Origin of the sequence: Thalassospira xiamenensis M-5 = DSM 17429 (assembly GCF_000300235.2) — a bacterium.
Taxonomy (GTDB): Bacteria; Pseudomonadota; Alphaproteobacteria; order Rhodospirillales; family Thalassospiraceae; genus Thalassospira; species Thalassospira xiamenensis.
This window is the reverse complement of the sequence record NZ_CP004388.1, coordinates 26039-44865: the sequence shown is the minus strand read 5'-3', so window position 1 is coordinate 44865 and position 18827 is coordinate 26039. Positions and strand designations below refer to the sequence as shown.

The following is an 18827-nucleotide window of genomic DNA, read 5'->3' as shown; positions in this document are numbered from 1 at the left end:
TCAGTCTTCCTTATTGCGCCAAGGCTGCCGCGGCGGCATCGATTGCTGCCAGCGCCTCGTCGACATGGGTTTTGGTGATGTTAAGCGGCGGCAACAGGCGCACCACATTATCGCCTGCCGGAACGGTCAAAAGACCCAGTTCACGCAACTTGGCGACAACATCAACATTGGTCGGCACGGTTTTCATGCCCAAAAGCAGGCCCATGCCACGAACTTCCGCGATAAAGCCCGGATGTTTGCGGGCAATGGCCGCAAGGCCGTCACGGATCAACTGGCTCATGGCAAGAACATTGTCCATGAAACCGGGTTTAAGAACTTCGTCGAGGACCGCATTTGCAGCCGCCATGGCAAGCGGGTTACCGCCAAAGGTTGTGCCATGCATACCCGCCGTCAGGGCCGCCGCCGCCTTTTCATTGGCAAGCAAAGCCCCGACAGGGAAACCACCGCCAAGGCCCTTGGCCGACGAAATGATATCGGGAACCATGTCCGCCCATTCATAGGCGTAAAGTTTGCCCGTGCGACCAACGCCGGTCTGAACTTCGTCAAACATAACCAGCAGGCCGAACTCGTCGGCAGCCTTGCGCAGCCCTTCAAGATACCCTTCGGGGGCCTTGCAGATACCACCTTCACCCTGGATCGGTTCGACCAGAATACCGGCGGTCTCGGGCGTGATCGCATCGCGCAATTCGTTCAGATTGCCAAATGCAACGCGGTCGAAACCATCTGGCATCGGGCCAAAGCCCTCACGGTATTTATCGCTGTAACCAGCCGTCAGGGTGCCCAGAGTCCGGCCGTGGAAGGCATTGGTTGCCACCAGAATCCGGTTCTTTTCGGCATGGCCGCTGACATACTGGTAGCGGCGCAGCATCTTGATGCCGGCTTCGTTGGCCTCCGCCCCGGAGTTGCAGAAGAACACGGTGTCGGCAAAGGTATTTTCAACCAGACGTGCCGCCAGCTTTTCCTGCCCCGGAATCCGGTACAGGTTCGACGTGTGCCAAACCTTTTTGGCCTGTTCGGTCAAGGCTTCGACCAGATGCGGATGCGCATGGCCAAGGGTATTCACCGCAATACCCGACCCGAAATCGAGGAATCGTCGGCCGTCCTGCGCATAGAGATAAGGTCCTTCACCTTTCTCAAAGGCCAGATCGGCCCGCGCGTAGGTCGGCATGACGGGAGTAATCACTTCTTCATTCCTCAATCAGGGGTAAAAAATCATTCCTGACCAACAGGTCAGCTCCGGCAGAATACCGGGAAGCCGCGGAGTATCAAGAGATTCCTGACCTCTGTCAACGACGCAAAACCCCTTAGATAGACAGGGCTGATATGAAAAAGGGCAGCATCCAATGCGGAATGCTGCCCTTAAACGGAATTTAATGCTGAAATCCGCCCTGTTTTGGCGATCAGGCCTTGAGCTTGTAGCCGCTTTTGATCATGCGGTAGCACAGAATCCAAAGCAGGACATTGACCACGGCCAGCACCACAACTCCGGTCATCACCGTGCCGTCCGAAACCCCGGTAAAGCCATAGCGGAACCCGTCAATCATGTAGAAGAACGGGTTGTAATGGACCAGTACCTTGCCGGCTTCGGGCAGATTTTCGGCGCTATAGAATGTGCCCGACAGGAAGGAAAGCGGGGTGATGACAAAGTTGGTAACAACAGCAATGTGATCGAATTTCTCGGACCAGACACCACCGGCAATCCCCAGAAGCGACAACATCAGCGATGCAGAAATTCCGAAATACAGGATAGCCCAGATATTATGGATGCCGACATCAACAAAGAACGCCATGACAATGGTGGTGGCGACACCCACCATGATGCCGCGCGTAACCGCGCCGAAGGCAAAACCGGCAACCATTTCACCGGCCGAAAGCGGCGGCATCAGAACATCGACAATATTGCCCTGTACTTTCGATATGATGATCGAGCTTGAGGTATTGGCAAATGCGTTTTGGGCCATGGTCATCATGACCAGACCGGGGGCAAGGAAGGTGGCGAAGGGAACGCCATTGACCGTCTCGACCGCGCGCCCGAGTGCCAGAAGGAAGACCGCCATGAATAACAGGCTGGTAACCACCGGGGCCCCGATGGTTTGCAGATGAACGTTCAGAAAACGTCGAACTTCCTTGGCATAAAGCGTCCACAGACCGAGCCAGTTGATCGCGCCCATTTGACGCGGTGCTAGCTCTTGCATGAAATATCCTTCGAAAAAATGCAGACAATTGCCGGTAAAATAGGGAGAATCGGGCATCAAGTGCAAGGGTGCGTATCGATCAGCATTGGGTGAAATGAAAGAATCACACGAAAACCGCAGTGATTTAGCGCCTGACAGCCAAGCGGAAAAATTTGGCGGAAACGCCAGTTTTACCGGCAAAGGCAGGGCTAAAGATAAAGACCATAACCCACGCGAACCCAAAAAGCCGCGCCGGGTCACGCGCGACTATCTGATGAATTATGCCACCTGGTATCTGGAACGCTTTGCCGCGTCACGCGCCCGGCTTGAAAAACTGATGCGCGGCAAAATCAGGCTTTCGGTTGCGGAATACGGCACCGACCCGCAGGAAGCCGAAGAATGGATGAAAAGCGTTCTGAACACTTGCGAGAATGCCGGATTTATCAATGACACCGCCTATGCCAAGGGACGAGCAAGGTCACTTCTGCGCAAGGGCAAAGCCATGCGGGTTATCGCCGCCGATCTGAATGCACGCGGCATTGCATCGCACATGATTGATGACACCATCACCGACCTCAGACAGGAAGCCGATCAGGCGGCCTACGAAGATGTCCGGGGTACCGATCCCAACCTTGCCGCCGCCGCGGCCTATGCCCGACGCCGTCGGCTTGGCCCGTTTCGCCGCCCGGAACAGCGCGATGAAAAACGCGACAAGGATCTGGCTGCACTTGCACGACAGGGGTTTGGCTATGACACCGCCACCCGGATCATTGATGGCGATCTGGATCACCTGAACGATCTGCTCTCCATGATTGACGGCATCTGATTACTGCCCTGGCGTTTTTCAAACCCCGAAAGAAGGCGTTTCTGCGTTATGTGGAACAAATGCCGCCCCGACAAGTTCCATAAAAGCGTAGACCCAAAGGCAAGACGAGAGAGATCAAGTCATGACCGCACAGACACGCAAGGCAACGCTTTACCGGATGGTGATGGACGAGCATATCTGCCCGTTCGGCCTGAAATCGCGCGATCTTTTGAAAAGCGAAGGATACGCCGTCGATGATCACTGGCTGACCACCCGGAAAGAAACCGACGACTTTCAGGCAGAACACAATGTCGATACGACACCGCAGACATTCATTGATGGCGAACGGATCGGTGGCCATGACGAATTGCGGGAATATTTCGGCAAGCCGGTAAATGATGGCAATTCGGTTACCTATCAGCCGGTCATTGCCGTTTTTGGCATGGCAGCCCTTATGGCGCTGGGCCTTAGCTGGGCTGCTTTTGGCGATTTCCTGACCGTTCGGGCAGTTGAATGGTTCATCGCAACGTCGATGTGCATCCTTGCCATCCTGAAGCTTCGGGATATCGAAAGTTTTTCCAACATGTTTCTGGGGTATGACCTGCTGGCACAACGGTGGGTGCGATATGCCTATCTTTACCCGTTTGGTGAAGCACTGGCAGGTGTGCTTATGATTGTTGGCGCGCTTATGTGGATTGGCGTTCCCGTTGCCCTTTTCATCGGGACAATCGGGGCGATATCGGTTTTCAAGGCGGTTTATATCGATAAGCGCGATCTTAAATGTGCCTGTGTCGGCGGGGACAGCAATGTTCCGCTTGGTTTCATTTCACTGACGGAAAACATCATGATGGTCGCGATGGCGATCTGGATGATGGTGAAATAGGCAACAACAGACTGGTGCAATCGGTATCGAGCCCCTAAAAAGAACCGATACAGGCTGCCTTTTACGTGAAGGAGAACCATGAATATGATGGTCCGTATCTATCACAATCCGCGCTGTTCCAAGTCGCGCCAGACTCTTGCACTGATTGAGGAGCAGGGGATCACCCCCGACGTGATCCAGTATCTGGATACGCCGCCCACCCCGCAGGAATTAAACGAAATTCTTGGCAGGCTGGGCATGGCCCCAGAAGATATCCTGCGCAAAAAAGAAGCCAAAGAAGAAGGCATTGCCGATCTTCGTGGTGACGCGCTGATCGAAGCCCTTTGTGCCCATCCGCGCGCGATTGAACGCCCGATTGTGGTCAATGGCCACAAGGCCGCCATTGGGCGACCGCCGGAAAGTGTTCTGAAAATTCTTTAGCGTCACCTGAAATATCGAATGACTTCAAACGCCTGTGCCATTTCCGCACGGGCGTTTTTCGTTATTAATAAAAGTCGAACGGACGCAAAGTCATTATGTCTAATCCAAAGACATAGATGTCGGGAGGTTGCTGATGATTGCCGCGTTTGCCCTGATCCTCGTCTGCCAGCTGTTTGGCGAGGTAATATCGGAACTGTTTGACCTGCCGGTCCCCGGCCCGGTGATCGGGCTTGGGCTTTTGTTTATCGGGCTGATTGTCAAACGCCACCCGCCCAAGGTTTTGACAGATGCAGCCGATAACCTTCTGATCCATTTTTCGCTGCTGTTCGTTCCGGCAGGGGTCGGGGTGGTGACACAGCTTGACCGGCTGCGCGGGGACTGGTTGCCGATTGCGGCAGCCCTTATTTTCTCCACCCTGCTTGCCATGGTTCTGACCGCCCTTCTGATGTCGAAACTTCTTCCCAAACCGAAGGCATCCGTTAGCGACGGGGAGGCAAAATAATGGGCGAGACAGATATCACGCAGCTTTGGGTTTATCTTTCGACCAAGCCGTTGACCGGCCTTACCATTACGCTTGTCGCCTATTCCATCGGGTTCTGGCTGTATCAGAAAACCAACCGTAATCCGGTTTGCAATCCGGTGGTAATCGCCATTGCGTTGATTGCGCTTCTGCTGGAAAGCACGGGTACGCCTTATGCCACCTATTTCGAAGGGGCGCAGTTCGTGCACTTTCTTTTGGGCCCGGCAACGGTCGCCCTTGCCGTGCCGCTATTTCGCCAGATGGAAACACTGAAACGGGCATTGCCGGTGATTATTTTCGGTGTGCTGTTCGGATCGCTGGTTGCGAGTGTCAGCACGGTTGTGCTGGCCTGGGCCCTTGGGGCCAGCCCGGAAACACTGGCGTCCCTGGCACCGAAATCAGTTACGACACCTGTTGCTATGGGTATTGCCGATGAAATTGGCGGTGTCCCGGCCCTGACTGCGGTTTGCGTAATCGCAACCGGCATTGTCGGCGCAACGCTCGGTCCGATGGTGATGAACTTGGCACGATTGAAAGACTGGCGGGCGCGCGGATTTGCCATGGGGGTTGCCGCACACGGGATCGGCACAGCACGGGCGTTTCAGGTCAATGAAACGGCCGGGGCGTTTTCGGGTCTTGCAATGGGGTTAAATACGCTGGCCACCGCGCTCACCCTGCCGTTTCTGTGGCATTGGTTCTTCGGGTGAGCCGAAACTCACCCGAAGCCCAAAGGCAGATTAGCCGGCACGCAGCTGTTTGAGGAAGTCGGATACGGTTCTGTGCAGGGTTTCGATCTGCCCTGACAAGGCACCGACATTTGTATCAAGCTCGTTTGCGGCAGCACCGCTGCTGCTGGCGGCCTGATGGATTTCCTCGATATTGCTGACGACCTCGCTTGAACCACGCGATGCGGTCGAGGCGCTATTGGCAATTTCACCAACAGCAGCATTCTGTTCGGACACTGACGACGAAATGCCATTGGTGATATCGTTGATGGTCGCGATGGTCTGGGTCACTTTTTCAATGGCCTCGACCGTCAGTTTGGTTTCACTTTGGATCGCGCCAATCTGTTGGGCAATTTCGTCGGTTGCCTTTGCCGTCTGATTGGCAAGGTTTTTGACTTCCTGCGCAACAACAGCAAAGCCTTTGCCCGCCTCGCCGGCGCGGGCGGCCTCGATGGTGGCGTTTAGTGCCAGAAGGTTGGTCTGTGCCGCGATATCGTTAATCAGACTGACGACTTCGCCAATCCGCTCGGCGGCTTCGGCAAGGCCGCTAACCATTTCGTTGGCCCGCGATGCTTCGGTAACGGCGGTCTCCGCAATTGATGTCGATTCGTCAACCTGGCTTCCGATGCCGGTAATTGATGCCGAAAGTTCCTCGGTCGCGGCGGCAACCGTCTGGACACTGCGGGCCGACTCATTGGCGGCTTCGCTGACATGGCTGCTTTGACGGACCGAATGATCCGCTGATTCACGCATCTGGCGGGTTGAACGCATCATGCCCTCGGTCGCCTGACGCACCGACGAAACGATCTGACCGACCGATTCCTCAAGTTGCTTCGCAAGACGGTTGCGTTGCTGAACGCGTTCATCCTCGTTACGTTTTTCGGCTGTGATGCGTGCTTCTTCGGCTTCCTTGATCTGGCCTGCTGTTTCCTTCCAGCGGACAAGACCATCGGCGATCACGCCGATTTCATCCTTGCGCATCGTATAGGCAACATCGCCGGAAAAATCGCGGTCGACAAAACGGGCAATGGTATTGCCCAGAACATGAAGCGGCCCAAGCTGCCAGCGCAACAGAACCACCAGCAACACCCCGGCGATCAGGGCAACGACAATACCGGCAATCGCGATACGAAGCTCGATAGCAGTTGCAACTTCGGCAACTTCGGCCTTGGCAATACCGACATAAAGAATGCCGATCACATCACCGCCCGGATTAAAGATCGGCGTATATTGGGTGATATAGGCGGTGCCAAGAATGACCGCCTCGCCACGGAATGTTGTTCCCGAGGTGGTAGGGCCATAGGCAGCACTGCCATTCCCCAGCATCGTACCAACGGCCCGCTGGCCATCCGGCTTGATGATATTGGTCGAAACGCGAACAAAGTCCTTTTCGGCAGGCACCCAGGAAAACACGGTTGCCGTCTGGCCTGTGGCGGTTCCGATACGGTCGATCAGGCTATGCGATGAAAGATCGGGAATTTCCGGCATAACCAGTTTGGTCGTTTCACCATCGGCGCCGATGGTAACTTTCAAATCCGGATAGGCATCCTGCAACAAAAGAGCGGCAACACGCAGGTTGAGCTTTTGCGATTGCAGACTGGTATCACTGACCTGCTGATCAATGCGCTGCATGATCACAACACCAAGCAGGAAAATACCGCTGATCAAAATGATCAAAGCGGCCAACGCAACTTTGAAAACAATACTTCTGGACATGATCTATCGTCCCCTGACCCCATTGCACTGGCCCCCAAGACACCAACGCAAAAAAACTCCCACAACCCATAATCCTGACCGATAGTCAGGATGGATCGGACCTGAACAACATAGCGATTTAAAAATCGCATTTATCCTATTGGAATCTGGTGTTCTTTAACTGTCAGTTCAATAACAGAATATCAAAACAACTGAACATTTGTGCAAAAAATGATCAAAACGACCAGAAAGCCAAATTTCGGCAGATTCGTAATGCTCAGTAATCGACCTTCACGAAATAAAGCCCGTCAGCCGGAGCGGTCGGGCCGCCTGCCTTACGATCGCAAGCTTCCAGTGCTGTTTTGACGTCAATCGGCTTCCAGTTGCCCTTGCCGACCAGAACAAGAGTACCGACCATATTACGGACCTGATGATGCAGGAATGACCGGCTTTCGGTATGCACACGAATATCAAGCGGGTCATGCTCGCTGCGCGTCACGACAAGCTTTTCCAGTGTTTTGATCGGGCTTTTGGCCTGGCATTCGCTTGCGCGGAAGGTTGTGAAGTCATGCGTGCCGATAAGATAGGCCGCAGCTTCGTTCATCGCATCAATATCAAGCGGCTTGAAAATACCCCAGGCAAGCCCGGCATCAATCGTCAGCGGCGCACGCCGATTGACGATGCGATACATGTAGTACCGTTTCTTGGATGAAAACCGGGCGTGAAAGTCTTCACCGACTTCAACGCAGTCAATCACGGCAACCGGGTCAGGTTTGAGGTGATGATTGATTGCATTCATCACGGCATCCGCCGGATAGGTGCGCGGCAGGTCAAAATGCACGACTTGGCCAAAGGCATGTACCCCGGCATCGGTACGGCCAGATACATATACGCGCACAAATTGACCGATGAACTTTTCCAGCGCGGTTTCAAAAACCTGCTGGACCGAGATCACCTCTTCCTGGAACTGCCACCCGTGATAGGGACGCCCATTATATTCGACGGTACATTTATAGCGCTGCATTGGGTGCTTATAACCAAGCTTCAAAACAAAAACGAGGGATGATGATCACCCCTCGTTTCGTAATGGATCACAACGGTGAAACTTACTTCACGCCGTCGCGGTCAAAACCAAGACGCAGGCGAAGAGCGTTCAGCTTGATGAAGCCTTCTGCGTCGCGTTGGTTGTAAACGGTATCAGCTTCGAAGGTGACATGCTCTTCGGAGTAGATCGAGTTCGGCGACTTGCGGCCGGTAACCGTGACGTTGCCTTTGTAAAGGTCAAGACGAACAACACCGTTGACGGTTTTCTGGGTTTCGTCGATCAGGCGCTGCAGGGCCTGACGTTCCGGCGACCACCAGTAGCCATTATAGATCATCTCGGCGTAACGCGGCATCAGCTCGTCCTTGAGGTGACCGGCATTACGGTCAAGCGTAATGCTTTCCATTGCGCGGTGCGCCACCGACAGGATCGTGCCACCCGGGGTTTCGTAAACGCCGCGCGATTTCATGCCGACATAACGGTTTTCGACCAGATCAAGACGACCGATGCCGTTTTTGCCCGCAACGTCGTTCAGCTTGGTCAGAAGGGTCGCCGGGCTCATACGTTCACCGTTCACGGCAACCGGATTACCCTGTTCAAACTCGATTTCAATCGTGGTGATCGCATCGGGTGCGTTTTGCGGCGACACGGTCCGTTCGAACATCTGTTCGTTCGGCTTGACCCACGGATCTTCCAGCGCCTTGCCTTCATAGGAAATGTGCAGAAGGTTGGCATCGGTTGAATATGGGGGCTCATCCCCGCCCAGCTTGTCAGCCGAGATCGGAATCTGATGTTCGCGGGCAAAGTTAAGAAGGGCGGTACGCGAATTCAGTTTCCATTCACGCCACGGCGCAATGACTTTTACATTCGGCTTAAGGGCATAATAGCCGAGCTCGAAACGGACCTGATCGTTGCCCTTGCCGGTGGCACCGTGGGAAACGGCATCTGCACCGACTTCTTCGGCGATTTCAATCTGGCGTTTGGCAATCAGCGGACGCGCGATTGAGGTACCGAGCAGATACACACCTTCATAAAGGGCGTTCGCGCGGAACATCGGGAAGACATAGTCGCGAACGAATTCTTCGCGCAGATCTTCGATGAAAATCTGTTTGACGCCAAACATCTCGGCTTTCTTGCGGGCGGGTTCCAGTTCCTCGCCCTGGCCGAGATCGGCGGTGAAAGTCACGACTTCGCAGTTATATTCTTCGCGCAGCCATTTCAGGATGATGGAGGTATCAAGCCCGCCTGAATAGGCAAGCACCACCTTTTTGACCTGATCGCTCATTGGAGTGACGCCTTTCTTCTTCCGATGTAAACCGGGGCGCGGCACATTCAGGCCAACGTCCCTTGCGGGGTTGCAACACATACATTGCAAAAGTCCCCTAGACCTTGAGCGCGGAGTATAGGAAAACACTACTGCCGGGCAAGGGGCAAGATGCCCTTCCGGCCAAAAAGGCGCAAAAAGTACGAAAATTCCACCCCGCTTTTGGAAAAATTCACCCTGAATGCTGCGAAATATCGAAGAAACCGAAATTGATCTGCCGCAAATCGGCCCCTTGCCGGTCCGGTTGCGGCCAAGCGCGCGTGCGACGCGACTCAAATTGCGGATCGATCCGGCCTTTGACGGTGTTGAAATCGTCGTTCCGAACGGCATATCGCGCAAAACAGCGATCTCGATGCTGTATCAGCATGGCGACTGGGTCACCGCCCATATGAGCCGCCTGCCCGAACGTGTGCAGTTCGTTCCGGGGGCCTGGGTGCCGTTCATGGGCAACGAACATGCGATCCGCACGATGCCCGACGCCAAGCGCGGTGTTTGGGCCGAAGCAGGTGTCATCTGGGTTTCGGGACTTCCGGAGCATACCAATCGCCGGGTTTCCGACTGGCTGAAAAAGCAGGCAAAGCTTGAAATCGCGCCCCGTGCGCATGCCTATGCCGAACGGATCGGTAAGAAGGTCAATCGCATTTCGCTGAAAGATACGCGAACGCGCTGGGGCAGTTGCTCCTCCGGCGGTAATCTGTCCTTTAGCTGGCGACTCGTCCTCGCCCCTGAAGATGTGCTGGATTACGTGGTTGCCCACGAAGTCGCCCATCTTCAGGAACTGAACCATAGTGCGCGTTTCTGGGCTGTCGTCGAAGATCTTTATGGCCCATCAAAGAAACAGCAACACTGGTTAAAGAAGAACGGTTCAGCCCTGCATCGTTATGGCGCAGGCAGCTAAACGCCCCACCCGGAGTCCCGATATGCTGATCCCTGTTGAAACCCTGCTGATTTTCATCCCGACGGCGCTGGCGCTGAACATGACGCCGGGCAACGACATGCTGTTTTGTCTGGGGCAGGGGATCAAATCCGGGCCGCGTGCCGGTTTAGCCGCCAGCTTCGGGATTGCGACGGGGGCCATGATCCATACGCTTCTTGCCGGCTTGGGACTGGCTGCCATGGTGGCCGCCCATCCGGTTGCGCTGGAAATTCTGCGATGGGCGGGGATTGGCTATCTGGTATGGCTGGCCATTCAGTCCTTCCGGGATCGCGGGGACGTTCTGAAACCAACGAAAACCGCACCGGCTACCGCGATGAAAGCCTGGGGCGACGGGATCGTCGTCAATCTGCTCAATCCCAAGATCATTGTGTTCGTTCTCGCCTTCATTCCCCAATTCGTCGATCCGGGACGCGGATCGGTGCTGGCGCAGTTTCTGATCCTTGGCGTAATCCTGAATATCGGCGGCACGATCATCAATTGTCTGGTGGGCGGTTTTGCAGGAAAACTTGGTCAGTTCCTATCGCGTTCGGCCCGCCTGGCACGCGCGTTTCAGATTTTCACCGGTTGCGTATTTCTGGCACTGGCTGCACGCCTTGCCTTTGACCGGCGCGCATAGGTTACAGCACACAGCCTGCATTGCGCAGATTAGGCAATTCCGCCCGCAGGAAAGACAAAAACCGGCGTTCAACCGCGCTGAGTTCCCCCGATGACCGGAACAGGGCGACGTCCCATTCGATTGCCGGGGTCAGGGGGCGGGCGACGACCTTTTCCTCGTCCACCAGAAGGGTTGCGAAGGGATCAATCACCGCGATGCCGACATTGCGTTCAACCAGTCGGGAAATGGTTCGGATGGTGCGGGCTTCGACCGCGATCTTGCGCGGCCAGCCTGCGATCTGGAAAATGTAATCAATCTTGGTGCGAAGCGGCGATCCGATCGAAAGTTCGACAAAGCTTTCACCGCGCAAAAGATCGATATCAATGGTTTCAAATCCGGCCAGCCGGTGATTGCGCGGCATCAGGCACACCGCACGACATTGCGCAAGCGGCATGACTTCCATATTGGGATCCTGAAGATCAAGCGTGATGCCGATTCCCAAATCACATTGCCGGGTCGTGACCATATCCAGCATGCCTTCAAGACCGGTATCGGTAATACTGACGGCAACATTGGGGTGAGCACACTTGAACTTTGCAACCACATCAAGAAGATAGGTATCAACATAGATCGGCTGGGCCGCGATCCGGATGCTGCCAAGCTGCTCGTTGGCAATCGCGCGGGCCTGTGTTTCGATTTCACGCAGAGAATTAAGCGACCGCAGAACCGTTGTGTGAAACTGCAATGCCTCGGTCGTTGGCGAAAGCTGGTTTCGTTTGCGGTTGAACAACGCAAACCCGACAGATTTTTCAAAACTGTTTAACAACCGACTGACCATAGGCTGACTGATATTCATTGCCTGTGCCGCCTTGGTGACGGAACCGTAGGTCATAAAGGCGTTGAAGCTTTCAAGTTCTCGCAAATTCATTGGTTGGCCTGCGACTCATTTCAGTATGTAAATTAGTTATACTGAAATTAATTTTTTGCGTCACGAGTTATAGTTTGCGATGGAATGTATACAAAACAAAAAACGACGAGCTCGGGCAATCCTGCCACCACCAAACAGGGAGACATGAAAAATGTTTCGACAGCTCAAAAAGGCCGCGACTTTTGCGGCTGCAGTTCTTGCAACCACAACACTGGTTTCGACCGCACAGGCCGCTGACTATCCAGAAAAAGCCATCACCCTTGTCGTGCCTTATGGCGCAGGTGGCGCATCGGATCTTGCCGGTCGTGCCCTGGCTGAAACCGCGCGCAATTACACCAACGAACAGCCGGTCGTGGTTGTGAACAAAACCGGCAATGGTGGCATGAATGGTGCCCGTTACGTCACCGAACAGAAGCCGGATGGTTACACCCTGCTGCTGTCACGCGTTGGCATGGCGCTTTACCCGGCCGTTTACACCGACAGCCCGGTTGCCTGGGATGATTACACCTTCCTTGGCATTCTTGAATCAACCCCGATGATCCTTGCAGTCAATGCAAACTCGGACATCAAAACCGTTGATGAGCTGCTTGCCAAAATCAAATCAAGCAATGGCGCGACCACCTATGCTGCATCCGGCCCCACCGCGATTGACGGCTTTACGGTTCAGGCCCTTCTGGCCGATGCCGATCTGGATCCGCTGTCTGCTTCCACCCTCGTGCCATACAAAGGCGGCAGCGCCCTTGCCGCAGCTCTTCTTGGCGGTCACGTCGACTTCCTGGCTATTGCGGCCGGTTCGCTGATGCCTCACATCGAAGCTGGCAAAATGCGTGCACTGATGGTTTACGCTCCGAAACGCATGGATGCCCTTCCTGACGTTCCAACTGCCAAGGAACTTGGTTACAATCTTGCCGGACAGGTTGACGGCTGGAGCGCATTGTTCGCCCCGAAAGATCTGCCGGAAGACGTTGTTGCAAAATGGAAAGACATCCTTTCGAACGTTGCAACCAACGACCAGTGGCTTGATCTTGCCAAGAAACGCGGCTCTGTCTCCGTCGTTGGTGACCAGGACCCGGCTGCCTTCGTCAAGAGCCAGTACGAGCTCTATAACGGCATGGCCAAGAAATTCGGTTACATTCAGTAATCCGCACCCCTTAATTTTCTGAATGTGAGACGGAACCATGACTCCCAATCGCGATTTTTATACCGGACTGATCGCAACGGCATTCTTTGCCTTTGTCCTGTTCGTCCTGATCCCGATCTATGTGAAGGTTCCGTCTTTCATTCCCGGATTTGCCCCGCCACCTGATATGTGGCCACGTGTTATTACCGTGGTCGGGCTGGTTATGGGCATCCTTGCCATTCTTTTTGCCATTCCAAAGATGCGGGCGGCCGCGAACGACGGTGTCATGACAATTGGCGCAACAATGCACCGAAATCGTAAACTGATTGTGCGTTTTGCCGGAGTCCTGATCGGCTTTGCCGCATTCGCCTATGCGATGCCGGAAATCGGTTTTGTCCCCGCGACCATTCTGCTTCTGGCCTATCTTTTCCTGATGACCGGCAATTACAGCCGCAAAATCTGGATGATCGGACTGACCATCGTTTTTCCGATCCTGCTTTATCTTGTTTTCACCGAAGTCACCCACACGCCTTTCCCCGAAGGCCATCTGTTTTCGGCATTAGCGGCCGATTTCGTGACCCTGATCTGATTTGAAAGCGCCCCTTCATGTGGAATGAACTGCTTTACGCCTTTGAAGCCGTCGCAACGCTGCCCAACTTCATTGCCATGGCGGCCGGGATCTGGGGTGGTGTGATCATCGGTGCCATACCGGGCATGACCGGTACGATGGCCGTGACCCTTGCCCTGCCGTTTACCTTCTATTTGCCGCCGGTCACCAGCATTCTGCTTCTGGTTGCCCTTTACAAAGGGTCGACCTATGGCGGATCGATTTCGGCGATCCTGATCAAAACGCCGGGTACCGCGTCTGCGGCCTGTACCGTTCTTGATGGTTATCCCCTTGCCCAGCAGGGAAAAGGTGGCAAGGCGCTTAATATGGCGCTGGTTTCAAGCTGCATTGGCGACTTTATTTCGAATATCTCGCTGTTCTTCCTGGCGATGCCGCTTGCGATGTTTGCACTTCGGGTCGGACCGCCGGAATATTTCATGCTGATGGCCTTTTCACTGACCATCGTTGCCAGCATTTCAGGTCGGTCACTTGTTCTTGGCATCATTTCCGCCTGTATCGGTTTGCTTCTGGCAACCGTGGGCGAGGATATTTATGGTTCGTTCCGCTTTGCCGTAACCGAGGACATGAAATCGGGTCTTGGTGTTGTACCGGTGCTGATCGGCCTGTTTGCCTTGCCGGAACTGATCAAGATGATCGTCTTCCGGCCCGAGGACAACAATGCGGCCATGAAGCTTGGCGATAACCGCCTGACCATGGCCGAATTCCGCGGCAGCGTGAAATCGATCCTGCGGGGCAGTGTTATCGGTGTGATACTCGGCGCCATTCCGGGCATCGGGCCGTCAACTGCCGCTTTCTTTTCCTATAGCGAAGCCCGTCGGACATCGAAAAACGGCGATAAATTCGGCGAAGGCGAGCTGGAAGGCGTTGCGGCATCCGAGTCTGCCAACAATGGCTGCTGCGGGGCGACCATGATCCCGCTTCTCGCACTCGGTGTTCCGGGTGACGTCATTACGGGTGTAATGCTGGGCGCATTTATGATCCATGGCCTGACGCCGGGTCCGCTGCTGTTCCAGAACAATATCGGTGAAGTCTATTCGCTGTTTATCGGCATCCTGTTCAGTTCGGTGTTCCTGTTTGTTGCCGGCAAACTGACGGCAGGTGCCTTTGCGAAAATTTCACGCATTCCCCAGACGCTGCTTTTGCCCTGCATTCTGGTTCTGTGCGTGTTTGGCATCTATTCGATCGGTGCCAGCCCGTTTGATGTCAGCGTCCTTCTGGTCATGGGGATTGTCGGCTTCGTCATGATGATCCTGAACATTCCGGCAGCACCGTTCCTGATTGCCTTCATTCTGGGGCCGATGTTCGAAGACAATATGCGCCGGTCGCTGGCAATTTCGCGCGGCGATCTGGGCGTATTCTTCCATTCGTGGATTTCATGGGCGTTCTTTGCCCTGACCGTCCTGTTCATCGCCCTGACCATTCGCCGTGAATGGCAGAAATGGCGCGAGAAGTCCAGCAATACGGCGCAGTCGGCCTAATATTCCGAGAAACGAGAAGCGATAATAAAATGAGCAAACCAAACATGTCCCGCCTGCATAATGCCATTGATCTGCTTGGCAAACTTGTGGCGTTCGACACCACCAGCAAGAACTCGAATCTCGGTCTGATCCATTTTGTCCGTGACTATCTTGCGCAATATGGCATCGAAAGCACACTGTTCCATGACGAAACCGGCGAGAAGGCAAACCTTCTGGCAACCATCGGTCCGAAGGATGTCCCTGGCATCGCGCTTTCGGGGCATACAGACGTGGTTCCCGCCCTTGAAAAAAGCTGGATCAGCCCGGCATTTGAACTGACCGAACGCGACGGCAAACTGTTTGGTCGCGGTTCTGCCGACATGAAAGGTTTTTCGGCCTGTGCGCTGGCAATGGTTCCGGAACTGGTCAAACGCGATCTGGCGATCCCGTTCCATCTTTGCCTGTCTTATGACGAGGAAGTCGGTTGCCTTGGCGTGGGTTCGATGGTCGATCATCTGGCAAACCTTAAAACTCCGCCACGCCTTGCCGTGATTGGCGAACCGACCGAGATGAAAGTCATCAATGGTCAGAAGGGCAAATTTTCGATGCGGGTTGCCGTCACCGGAACAGCCGGGCATTCATCCTTTGCCCCCCGCCATGTCAACGCCATCGAATATGCGGCACGCGCCATTACGATGATTTCCGATCTGGCACGTGAATTTGAAGAAAACGGCCCCTTCGACAATGACTTCACGGTGCCGCATAGCACCATGCTGACCACCACCATTGGCGGTGGAACAGCGACCAATGTCACACCGGATTTCTGTGAATTCACGTTCGAAATTCGCCATCTGCCGGAACACGACGCCAAGGCCGTCCTTGACGGGATCAAAGAGAAAATCCTTGAAACCCTCGATGCGGAAATGAAAGCCAAAGAAGCCGAAACCGGATTTGAATGGGAAGAAATCTTTTCCTATCCCGGAATGGGTGATTGCACGGATGCAGAAGCGTTCGAGCTGGTTCGCAACATCGTCCCGGAAGTTTCGGGCAAGGTTTCCTATGGTTCCGAAGGCGGGATTTTCGAAAAGCAGGGCAATATCCCGTCGATCATCTGCGGTCCAGGCAGTATCAAACAGGCCCATAAGGCCAATGAATTCATCGAAATTTCGCAGATCGAGGAATGTCTCGAATTCCTCGAGAAGCTCAGTGATCAGGCTGTAGCGGCCTGATGCTCTCGCCGATGTACCGCCCTGAACGGTGCATGCGGATGTCCTTGCGATGCAAGGGGAAGATTGCACCCCTGACCCTTGATCACATCGCGATATTCGACAGGTGAGACCTCCCTCGGCTTCGTCGGACTCCCCCGATGAAGCCATGCAAACTGCAAACTTGATGGCCGGTTTTCCGTAACGGATACCGGCCATTTTTTCTTGGCCGAAACGAAAAGGGCCGATGTATCCGCACCGCACCTTAAGTACCTTTGCGGTACTTGTGTCAAAGCCGGTTATTGCTTTTTGTTGCCGGTTGTAAAGCCAGAAGTAAAGTCACGCCAACTGCCGTCTTCGCCCACCTTTTGCGACCGCGCAAGCGCGGCCTTGCCAAGCGAGCGAACCGGCAGGTTCTGATGAGCATGCAGCATGAAATCATGCCAAAGCTTGGCTGGAAGGTCCCCGCCGGACACATCATCCATCGGACTGCCGTTATCATTCCCCATCCAGACCCCAGCAACCAGTTCAGCGGTATAGCCAATGAACCACGCATCACGGGAATCAGATGTTGTGCCCGTCTTGCCCGCAGCAGGGCGATCAATGATCGCATTGCGTCCTGTGCCCTTGGCAACGACAGATGACAGCATATTGTTCATTTCCCCCGCGTGCAGCGGGTTCATCAGACGGACAGGGAATTCGTCATTGCGTTCATATAGAACTTCGCCGCCCTGACCGACAATTTTACGGATCGCATGCGGAAACACCGAAAATCCGCCATTGGCGACGATGGCATAGGCACCGGTCAGCTCAAGCATCGAAACCTCGCTGGTGCCCAGTGCCAGACTGGGTTCCCGCCCGAGTTCGGCAGAAACACCCATATCGTGAGCCTTTTTGATCACATTATCCAACCCGACTTCCATGGCGACCTGAACCGCGATTGAATTATTCGATGTTGCCACCGCATCGCGGATCGACATGGTGCCATGGTGTTTGCGATCAAAGTTTCGCGGTTCCCATCCGTTAACGGATATTGCCATGTCGCGCATCCAGTCGTTCGACCCGATCCCCTTATCCAAGGCTGCCAGATACACAAACAGTTTGAACACGGAACCGGGCTGGCGCCGTGCCTGTGTCACACGGTTATACTGGCTTTCGAAATAGTTACGCCCACCAACCATTGCGCGAACGGCCCCATCCGGGGTCATCGCCAGAAGGGATGCCTGCCCTACATGCTTTTGCTGCGCAACGGGGCTTGCCAAAGCACGTTCAAGATTGAGTTCGGCAATTTCCTGAAGACGGGAATCCAGTGTGGTGTTGATCGTCAGATCCTGATCAACGTAACCGATGTAATCACGGACACGATCCAGCACCCAATCGGTAAAATACCGGACACCGGGCCCGCTTTTTCCCTGTCGAGTGGTACGGACAGTCCGCTGTTTGGCGCGCTCGGCACGCGCGCCAGTAATCACGCCGTTTGATGCCATAGCATCGAGAACAATATTGGCACGTTTTGCCGAATCTTCGGGATCAACCAGCGGGTTGTAACGACTTGGTGCCTTTGGCAATCCAGCCAGAACTGCCGCTTCGTAAAGATTAAGGCGCCGAGGGTCGGTTCCGAAATAGTGCCGGGACGCGGCATCAATGCCATACATCCCCGATCCGAAATAAATACGGTTCAGATAAAGCGACAGAATCTGTTGCTTGGAAAATTTGAATTCCAGCCAAAGCGCCAGCAGGACTTCTTCGATTTTACGCCCGAAATTGCGTTCCGGTGACAGGAACAGATTCTTTGCAAGTTGCTGGGTGATCGTGCTGCCGCCCTCGGCGATACGCCCTGACATCAGATTGACCCAGCTGGCACGCAGAATCCCCAGAATATCGATACCAAAGTGATCGTAAAACCGGCGATCTTCGATGGAAACAAACGCCTGTCCGACATGGTCCGGCAGATCTCCGACCTCTACCGGGCTACCATAACGATCACCGTAAGAACCGAGTACCACGCCATCAACGCTGACCACGCGGATGGAAGGCTTACGTTCGCTGGCAACCTCGAAGCTTACCTTTTCAGGCAGTCCGTAACCGTAATAAGCAACCACTCCGCCAGCAATAACCAGCGCCCAAATCCCCATAATAACAATAAAACGTGCAATCGCCTCGGGCCCCGGGATCATCCCGCCGATTTTGCTTAAAATGCCCGACCCGTTTTTCTTGCTGCTTGTGCTGCTGCCGCCACTAGCACGCTTCTTGTTGCGTTTACGCGGCGTCGTTGCCCCCTTGCGCACGGTCTGCTGTCGTTTGAATGGTCTTTGGGCCACGAAGCACCTTTGATATCAAATAGGGACGCCGGTTTGTGCCCGTGAACG

The 18827-nt window shown here is 54.6% G+C and carries 18 protein-coding genes; 11 read left to right on the top strand and 7 right to left on the bottom strand.

Features of this window, described 5'->3' with window-relative positions; genetic code table 11:
- Window positions 1-10: 10 nt before the first annotated feature.
- Together TH3_RS00200 and TH3_RS00195 are read right to left on the bottom strand one after the other, a co-directional pair.
- A complete protein-coding gene (locus tag TH3_RS00200) occupies window positions 11-1168 on the bottom strand; it encodes an aspartate aminotransferase family protein (protein ID WP_007088294.1) in 1158 nt (385 codons plus the stop codon).
- A 232-nt stretch (window positions 1169-1400) separates the two neighbouring features.
- Window positions 1401-2195, bottom strand: a complete 795-nt coding sequence (locus TH3_RS00195; RefSeq protein WP_037989340.1) for an ABC transporter permease — start codon at window positions 2193-2195, stop codon at window positions 1401-1403.
- A 94-nt stretch (window positions 2196-2289) separates the two neighbouring features.
- Here TH3_RS00195 and TH3_RS00190 point away from each other — a divergent pair, with 94 nt between their 5' ends.
- The 5 genes from TH3_RS00190 to TH3_RS00170 all read left to right on the top strand — a co-directional run bounded on the left by TH3_RS00190 (window position 2290) and on the right by TH3_RS00170 (window position 5509).
- Complete coding sequence (locus TH3_RS00190; protein ID WP_007088296.1) at window positions 2290-3000, top strand: regulatory protein RecX; 711 nt, start codon at window positions 2290-2292, stop codon at window positions 2998-3000.
- Between the two features lie 121 nt (window positions 3001-3121).
- Window positions 3122-3862, top strand: a complete 741-nt coding sequence (locus TH3_RS00185) for a MauE/DoxX family redox-associated membrane protein (protein WP_007088297.1) — start codon at window positions 3122-3124, stop codon at window positions 3860-3862.
- 84 nt (window positions 3863-3946) lie between these two features.
- Window positions 3947-4282 carry an arsenate reductase (glutaredoxin) gene (gene arsC, locus TH3_RS00180; protein ID WP_202965962.1) on the top strand — a complete coding sequence of 112 codons (336 nt, stop codon included), beginning with the start codon at window positions 3947-3949 and terminating at the stop codon, window positions 4280-4282.
- 133 nt (window positions 4283-4415) lie between these two features.
- A complete protein-coding gene (locus TH3_RS00175) occupies window positions 4416-4784 on the top strand; it encodes a CidA/LrgA family protein (RefSeq protein ID WP_007088299.1) in 369 nt (122 codons plus the stop codon).
- Window positions 4784-5509, top strand: coding sequence for an LrgB family protein (locus TH3_RS00170; RefSeq protein ID WP_007088300.1), 726 nt, complete (start codon window positions 4784-4786; stop codon window positions 5507-5509). Before TH3_RS00175 ends, TH3_RS00170 begins: the two co-directional genes overlap by 1 nt.
- A gap of 30 nt (window positions 5510-5539) precedes the next feature.
- Here TH3_RS00170 and TH3_RS00165 read toward each other — a convergent pair whose 3' ends face one another.
- The 3 genes from TH3_RS00165 to TH3_RS00155 form a co-directional block, all read right to left on the bottom strand.
- Window positions 5540-7243 carry a methyl-accepting chemotaxis protein gene (locus TH3_RS00165; RefSeq protein ID WP_007088301.1) on the bottom strand — a complete coding sequence of 568 codons (1704 nt, stop codon included), beginning with the start codon at window positions 7241-7243 and terminating at the stop codon, window positions 5540-5542.
- Between the two features lie 256 nt (window positions 7244-7499).
- Window positions 7500-8246 (bottom strand): tRNA pseudouridine(38-40) synthase TruA, encoded by a 747-nt coding sequence (truA, locus tag TH3_RS00160; protein WP_007088302.1) that lies wholly within the window; start codon window positions 8244-8246, stop codon window positions 7500-7502.
- Between the two features lie 82 nt (window positions 8247-8328).
- Window positions 8329-9549 (bottom strand): argininosuccinate synthase, encoded by a 1221-nt coding sequence (locus tag TH3_RS00155; protein WP_007088303.1) that lies wholly within the window; start codon window positions 9547-9549, stop codon window positions 8329-8331.
- A 220-nt stretch (window positions 9550-9769) separates the two neighbouring features.
- On the opposite strand from TH3_RS00155, the gene TH3_RS00150 reads away from it, so the two are divergent.
- Together TH3_RS00150 and TH3_RS00145 are read left to right on the top strand one after the other, a co-directional pair.
- Window positions 9770-10486 carry a M48 family metallopeptidase gene (locus TH3_RS00150; protein WP_007088304.1) on the top strand — a complete coding sequence of 239 codons (717 nt, stop codon included), beginning with the start codon at window positions 9770-9772 and terminating at the stop codon, window positions 10484-10486.
- A 22-nt stretch (window positions 10487-10508) separates the two neighbouring features.
- A complete protein-coding gene (locus TH3_RS00145; protein ID WP_007088305.1) occupies window positions 10509-11141 on the top strand; it encodes a LysE family translocator in 633 nt (210 codons plus the stop codon).
- A gap of 1 nt (window position 11142) precedes the next feature.
- On the opposite strand, the gene TH3_RS00140 is transcribed toward TH3_RS00145, so the two are convergent.
- Entirely contained in the window at window positions 11143-12048 is a 906-nt protein-coding gene (locus tag TH3_RS00140) for a LysR family transcriptional regulator (protein ID WP_007088306.1), read from the bottom strand.
- 151 nt (window positions 12049-12199) lie between these two features.
- On the opposite strand from TH3_RS00140, the gene TH3_RS00135 reads away from it, so the two are divergent.
- The 4 genes from TH3_RS00135 to argE are packed head-to-tail and all read left to right on the top strand — an operon-like array spanning window position 12200 to window position 16482.
- A complete protein-coding gene (locus TH3_RS00135) occupies window positions 12200-13189 on the top strand; it encodes a Bug family tripartite tricarboxylate transporter substrate binding protein (protein WP_007088307.1) in 990 nt (329 codons plus the stop codon).
- A 37-nt stretch (window positions 13190-13226) separates the two neighbouring features.
- Window positions 13227-13757, top strand: a complete 531-nt coding sequence (locus TH3_RS00130) for a tripartite tricarboxylate transporter TctB family protein (RefSeq protein WP_007088308.1) — start codon at window positions 13227-13229, stop codon at window positions 13755-13757.
- Between the two features lie 17 nt (window positions 13758-13774).
- Window positions 13775-15274, top strand: coding sequence for a tripartite tricarboxylate transporter permease (locus tag TH3_RS00125; RefSeq protein WP_007088309.1), 1500 nt, complete (start codon window positions 13775-13777; stop codon window positions 15272-15274).
- A 44-nt stretch (window positions 15275-15318) separates the two neighbouring features.
- On the top strand, window positions 15319-16482 hold the full coding sequence (gene argE, locus TH3_RS00120; RefSeq protein ID WP_230729507.1) for an acetylornithine deacetylase: 1164 nt from the start codon (window positions 15319-15321) through the stop codon (window positions 16480-16482).
- 275 nt (window positions 16483-16757) lie between these two features.
- On the opposite strand, the gene TH3_RS00115 is transcribed toward argE, so the two are convergent.
- Window positions 16758-18779, bottom strand: coding sequence for a transglycosylase domain-containing protein (locus tag TH3_RS00115; protein ID WP_007088311.1), 2022 nt, complete (start codon window positions 18777-18779; stop codon window positions 16758-16760).
- Window positions 18780-18827 lie beyond the last annotated feature (48 nt).